Raw genomic sequence first — 5364 nt, 5'->3', positions numbered from 1 at the left:
GACCGCATTCACGGCGGCTGTCAGTCAGGATGTGCCGCCATTCGTGACGGCGGCCGGCAATCGCGCCGCGCCAGCCGGGATCAACAGTGAAGGTTTGAAGCGTCGTGGTTTCACGAGCGAACAGATTGCAGCCATCAAGCGTGGTTATCGCATTATCTATCGTTCGGGATTGCCGCTTGATGACGCCAAGCAAGCCTTGCAGCAGGAAGAAAGCAATTCTCCTGATGCCGCGGCTTATCTGAAGCTGTTGCGTGAATTCATCGAAGCCTCTCCTCGTGGCATCATCCGCTGAAGTGGCAGCACCGCTCTCGGTCGCCATGGTGGCGGGCGAGACGTCGGGTGATTTGCTGGCCAGTCGTCTGCTTTCCGGTTTGCGTCCACAGTTGCCCGATGCGCATATGCACGGCATTGGCGGCCCGCATATGGCGCAGTATGGCTTTGTCAGCGACTTCCCGATGGAAAAGCTGTCCGTGCGCGGTCTGTTCGAAGTGCTGGCGCATTATCGTGAGTTAAAAGGCATCCAGAACGGCTTGCGCGATCAACTGCTGCAGGAACGGCCAGCGGTGTTCGTCGGCGTCGATGCGCCTGATTTCAATCTCGGACTTGAGGCGCAGTTGAAGGATGCCGGTATTCCGACCGTGCATTTCATCGGCCCGTCGATCTGGGCGTGGCGCGGTGGGCGGATCAAGAAAATCCAGCGCTCGGTGTCGCATATGCTGGTGATCTTTCCGTTTGAAGAAGAAATCTATCGTGCAGCCGGTGTGCCGGCGACGTATGTCGGCCATCCGCTGGCCCAGATCATTCCCATGGCGCCGGACCGCGATGCCGCTTGCCGCGAACTGGGGCTCGATCCGACTCGGCATGTTGTGGCAATCCTGCCCGGCAGCCGCATGTCGGAGCTTAAGTACAACGCGGTAGCTTTCGTTGCTGCGGCCAAGTTGTTGCTGCAACGCGATCCGCACTTGCAGATCGTGGCACCGATGGCGGGTGAAACAAGACATCGCTATTTTCACGAACTGATCGCACAGGCCGGTTTGCAGGATGTGCCGATGCTGATTACTGATGGTCAATCGCATCGCGCCCTGGCTGCAGCCGATGCCGTGATGGTGGCATCGGGAACGGCCTCGCTGGAGGTGGCACTGTTCAAGAAGCCGATGGTGATCGCCTACAAGATGATGCGTGCATCGTGGCATGTGCTGCGCCATATGGCGTATCAACCGTGGATCGGTTTGCCGAACATTCTCGCGCGCGAATTCCTGGTGCCGGAATTGTTGCAGGATGCGGCGACGCCACAGGCGTTGGCCGATGCCTTGTGGGGGCAACTGGAGGATCAGGCGCATCGCGAGCGGCTGCATCAGCGTTTTGTCGACATGCACCATACCTTGTTGCGTGACACGGCTGGCGAGAGTGCGCAGGCAGTGATGAATGTGATTGCCGCCGGCAAATCGAAGTCGAAATAATCAACCATGAAACAAAAGAACGAGCCGACGCTATCGTTGTTCACGCATTGCGATGACGATGTCATCTGCGGTGTGGATGAAGCCGGACGCGGCCCCTTGGCAGGCCCGGTATTTGCGGCGGCTGTCATTCTCGATCCGTCGCGTCCGATAGAAGGACTGCGCGATTCGAAGAAGCTGACGGAAGTGCGTCGTGACGAACTTGCAGTACAGATCAAGTCATCTGCATTGGCATGGGCGATTGCGCAATGCTCCGAACAGGAAATCGATACATACAATATTCTGCAAGCCAGCATGCTGGCGATGCGCCGTGCGGTGGAAGCATTGAAGGTGCAGCCGACACTTGCCCTCATTGATGGCAATCGCTGCCCGGTAATGGCAGTGCGTTCGGAAGCCATCGTCAAGGGCGACGATAAAGTACCGGCAATTTCTGCGGCTTCGATTCTCGCCAAGACCGCGCGCGATCAGGCGTTGCGCCTGCTGCATTTGCAATATCCACATTACGCCTTCGATCAGCACAAGGGCTATCCCACGCCCTTGCATCTCGAACGGTTGCGTTTACATGGCGTGTCACCGGTGCATCGTGCTTCGTATGCGCCAGTACGCAAGTTGATGACTGCCGCTATCCCGACGCCGGAAAAACTGCCATGAGTCGACGTCATCTGACATCGCGCGATAACGCGCATTACAAGGAATGGAAGCTACTGGCGACGAGCGCGCAGGCACGCCGCAAGGCCGGACAGTCCTTGCTCGATGGCGTGCATCTGTGTGTGACCTATCTCGAACAGCTGGGCCAGCCGTTGTGCTGTATCGTCGGTGAATCGGCACTGGCGAATCAGGAAGTGCAAGAGATTGTCGCGAGCTGCGAGCAGGGTGGAGCGGATGTGGTCAGCTTGCCGGACAATCTGTTCGCGCCCTTGAGCCAAGTCGAACACGGAATCGATGTGCTGTTTGTTGTGAATACACCGTCGCCGACTGTGCCAGCGCAACTGCGTTTGTCATCGGTATTGCTGGATCAGGTGCAGGATCCGGGCAACCTCGGTTCCGTCCTGCGCAGTGCGGCTGCAGCCGGCATTCGTCAGGTATATTGCGCGCCGGGGACGGCGCAGGCATGGTCGCCGAAGGTATTGCGTGCCGGCATGGGGGCACATTTCGTTGTCGATATTTTCGAGAATGTCGATCTTGCCAGCTTGATTGAATCGGCTGAAATCCCGGTGCTGGCAACCAGTTCGCATACCGCACAGGTGCTTTACGATCTGGATTTGACCAAGCCTGTTGCATGGCTATTCGGTCATGAAGGCAAAGGTGTCGATCCCGCCTTGCTGGCTGCCGCTTCTTCACGGGTGGCAATTCCGCACTTGGGCAACGTCGAATCGCTGAATGTCGCGGCCAGCGCGGCAGTCTGTTTCTTTGAGCAAGTGCGTCAGCAGACGCGCAGCCAACACTAAGTTACCTTAGCGTGCACGCGCTTCCATGCGGATTTCTTGCAGAATGGTCGCGGCGATTTCCTCGATGGATTTGGTGGTCGAGGACATCCAGCGAATGCCTTCCTTGCGCATCATGCGCTCTGCTTCATTGACTTCATAACGACAATTCAGTAGCGAAGCATACTTGCTGTCGGGCAGGCGTTCGTTGCGTATCTCTGCCAGTCGGTCCGGTGCAATCGACAGTCCAAACATCTTGTGCCGATACGGCAATAATCCACCGGGTAATTTACCGCGCTCGAAATCGTCCGGCGTGAGCGGATAGTTGGCGGCCTTGATGCCGTATTGCATGGCGAGGAACAAGGTCGTTGGCGTTTTACCCGAGCGCGATACGCCTACCAGAATTACGTCAGCCTCTTCAAGATTCTTGTTCGACTGGCCGTCATCGTGTGCAAGTGAAAAGTTGATCGCTTCGATCCGGTTCTTGTAGGCTGCCGAATCGGTACTGGTATGACTGCGGCCGATGGTATGCGTTGCCTTCAGGCTGAACTCCTGTTCCAGCGGGGCGATAAAGGCTTGGATCAAGTCCATGTAAAGCCCTTCCGATTTGCGCAGGATGACTGACAATTCCTCCTTCACCAAGGTGGAAAAGACAATCGCGCGACGACCTTCGGTACGGCACGTCTGGTTGATTGTGCGTACTGCATCTTCGGCCTTGTCGAGCGAATCTACAAAGGGCAGCCTGCGTTCCGATACGCGGATATCGAATTGACTCAGTACCGAATGACCGAATGTTTCAGCCGTAATGCCCGTGCCATCGGAAACGAAAAACACGGTGCGTGTGGCCGCAATAGAATTGTTTTGGCTCATGAAATGTAAGCTAAATGTAAGTAAATTTGCTTATCTCGCGGCGTTCTGCTGCGTTCAGGATTGGGTAGAATATTTTTCAACTGTTCGTTTGGTGTGCTGTAGCAGAATAGCGCAAACCGCTTGCTACAGCGCATGCATTGAAATTTCTTCTCACCCCTGAAAGAGGTTTGGTATGGCAAACGCACCACATTCGGAGAGCAGTGTATCGGCAGTATCTCCGGATTCCTATGTCGTTCCCTTCGAACAGTTGCGCATGACGGATGTCATGTCGGTCGGCGGCAAGAATGCATCGCTAGGCGAAATGATCAGTCAACTGTCAGGCGCCGGTGTGCGTGTGCCTGGCGGCTTTGCGACGACGGCGCAGGCTTTTCGTGATTTTCTTTCGCATGCCGACGCCGGTCCCAGCCTCGCTGCAAGGATTGCTTCGTGTCTGGAAGGGCTGGATGTGGAGGATGTGCGCGCCTTGGCAGAAGCCGGTCATGAAATCCGCCGCTGGATTGTCGAAACGCCGTTTCCGCCGCGTCTGCTGAAAGAGATTCAAACCGCGTACGCCACATTGACGGCGGATAGCGGCGATGGTGTCTCCTTCGCTGTTCGTTCTTCCGCCACGGCAGAAGATTTGCCGGATGCCTCGTTCGCCGGGCAGCAGGAAACCTTTCTGAATGTAGTCGGCATCGACAACGTGCTGGAAGCGATCAAGGAAGTCTTCGCTTCGCTCTACAACGATCGTGCCATTTCCTATCGCGTCCACAAAGGGTATGTGCATGCGGATGTCGCCCTGTCGGCTGGTGTGCAGCGCATGGTGCGTTCCGATCTCGGCGCAGCCGGCGTAATGTTCACGCTGGATACGGAGTCCGGTTTTAGCGATGTTGTCTTCATCACGTCCAGTTATGGTCTTGGCGAAACGGTAGTGCAGGGGGCAGTCAATCCCGATGAATTCTATGTACACAAGCCGATGCTGCTTCAAGGCAAGAAGCCCATCATTCGCCGCAATCTGGGTTCCAAACTGATCAAGATGGTATTCACGAGCGAAGCTCGGGCCGGTAAATCGGTGCAGACCGAGAACGTGGCAGACGAACAGCGCAATCGTTATTCGTTGAATGACGACGAGATCATTCAGCTTGCCGCTTATGCCGTTACCATCGAGCGCCATTATGGTCGTCCAATGGATATCGAATGGGGGCGCGACGGTCACGATGGCAAACTCTATATTCTGCAGGCACGGCCGGAGACGGTGAAGTCGCAGCAGGCGGCCAGCGATATTCAGCAACGTTTTCGCATGAAAGGCGATGGCAAGGTCTTGACGACCGGCCGTGCGATCGGCCAGAAGATCGGTTCCGGTGCGGTGCGTGTGATTCTCGATCCGGCCGATATGGAGCGTGTGCAGCCTGGCGATGTGCTGGTGGCAGACATGACCGACCCGAACTGGGAGCCTGTCATGAAACGCGCTGCGGCGATCGTGACCAATCGCGGTGGTCGCACCTGTCATGCCGCCATTATTGCGCGTGAGCTCGGAGTGCCGGCGGTGGTGGGCTGTGCTGACGCTACGGAAGTGTTGAAGGACGGCATGCAAGTCACGGTGTCATGTGCCGAAGGCGACGAAGGCAAGATTT

The 5364-nt window shown here is 56.6% G+C and carries 5 protein-coding genes and 1 pseudogene; 5 read left to right on the top strand and 1 reads right to left on the bottom strand.

What is annotated here, in order from left to right; translation table 11 throughout:
• The 4 genes and pseudogenes from QZ725_RS12860 to QZ725_RS12845 form a co-directional block, all read left to right on the top strand.
• A pseudogene (locus QZ725_RS12860) lies at positions 1–292 on the top strand (acyl-[acyl-carrier-protein]--UDP-N-acetylglucosamine O-acyltransferase); the annotation flags it as partial.
• Entirely contained in the window at positions 276–1460 is a 1185-nt protein-coding gene (lpxB, locus tag QZ725_RS12855; RefSeq protein WP_293780222.1) for a lipid-A-disaccharide synthase, read from the top strand. The pseudogene QZ725_RS12860 and the gene lpxB, both read left to right, overlap by 17 nt.
• Before the next feature lie 6 nt (positions 1461–1466).
• Positions 1467–2108, top strand: coding sequence for a ribonuclease HII (gene rnhB / locus QZ725_RS12850; RefSeq protein ID WP_293780219.1), 642 nt, complete (start codon positions 1467–1469; stop codon positions 2106–2108).
• Positions 2105–2905: an RNA methyltransferase gene (locus QZ725_RS12845; protein ID WP_293780216.1), complete on the top strand. Its 801-nt coding sequence runs from the start codon at positions 2105–2107 to the stop codon at positions 2903–2905. The genes rnhB and QZ725_RS12845 overlap by 4 nt, the downstream gene beginning before the upstream one ends.
• A 6-nt stretch (positions 2906–2911) precedes the next feature.
• On the opposite strand, the gene QZ725_RS12840 is transcribed toward QZ725_RS12845, so the two are convergent.
• Positions 2912–3751 carry a pyruvate, water dikinase regulatory protein gene (locus tag QZ725_RS12840; protein ID WP_293780213.1) on the bottom strand — a complete coding sequence of 280 codons (840 nt, stop codon included), beginning with the start codon at positions 3749–3751 and terminating at the stop codon, positions 2912–2914.
• Between the two features lie 172 nt (positions 3752–3923).
• Here QZ725_RS12840 and ppsA point away from each other — a divergent pair.
• Positions 3924–5364 (top strand): phosphoenolpyruvate synthase (gene ppsA / locus QZ725_RS12835; protein WP_293780211.1); only part of this gene is annotated, 1441 nt, incomplete at its 3' end.

The organism is uncultured Oxalicibacterium sp., assembly GCF_913776015.1.
Classification (GTDB): Bacteria; Pseudomonadota; Gammaproteobacteria; order Burkholderiales; family Burkholderiaceae_D; genus Oxalicibacterium.
The sequence above is the reverse complement of the archived record's forward strand: the minus strand, read 5'-3'. Positions and strand labels throughout refer to the sequence as shown.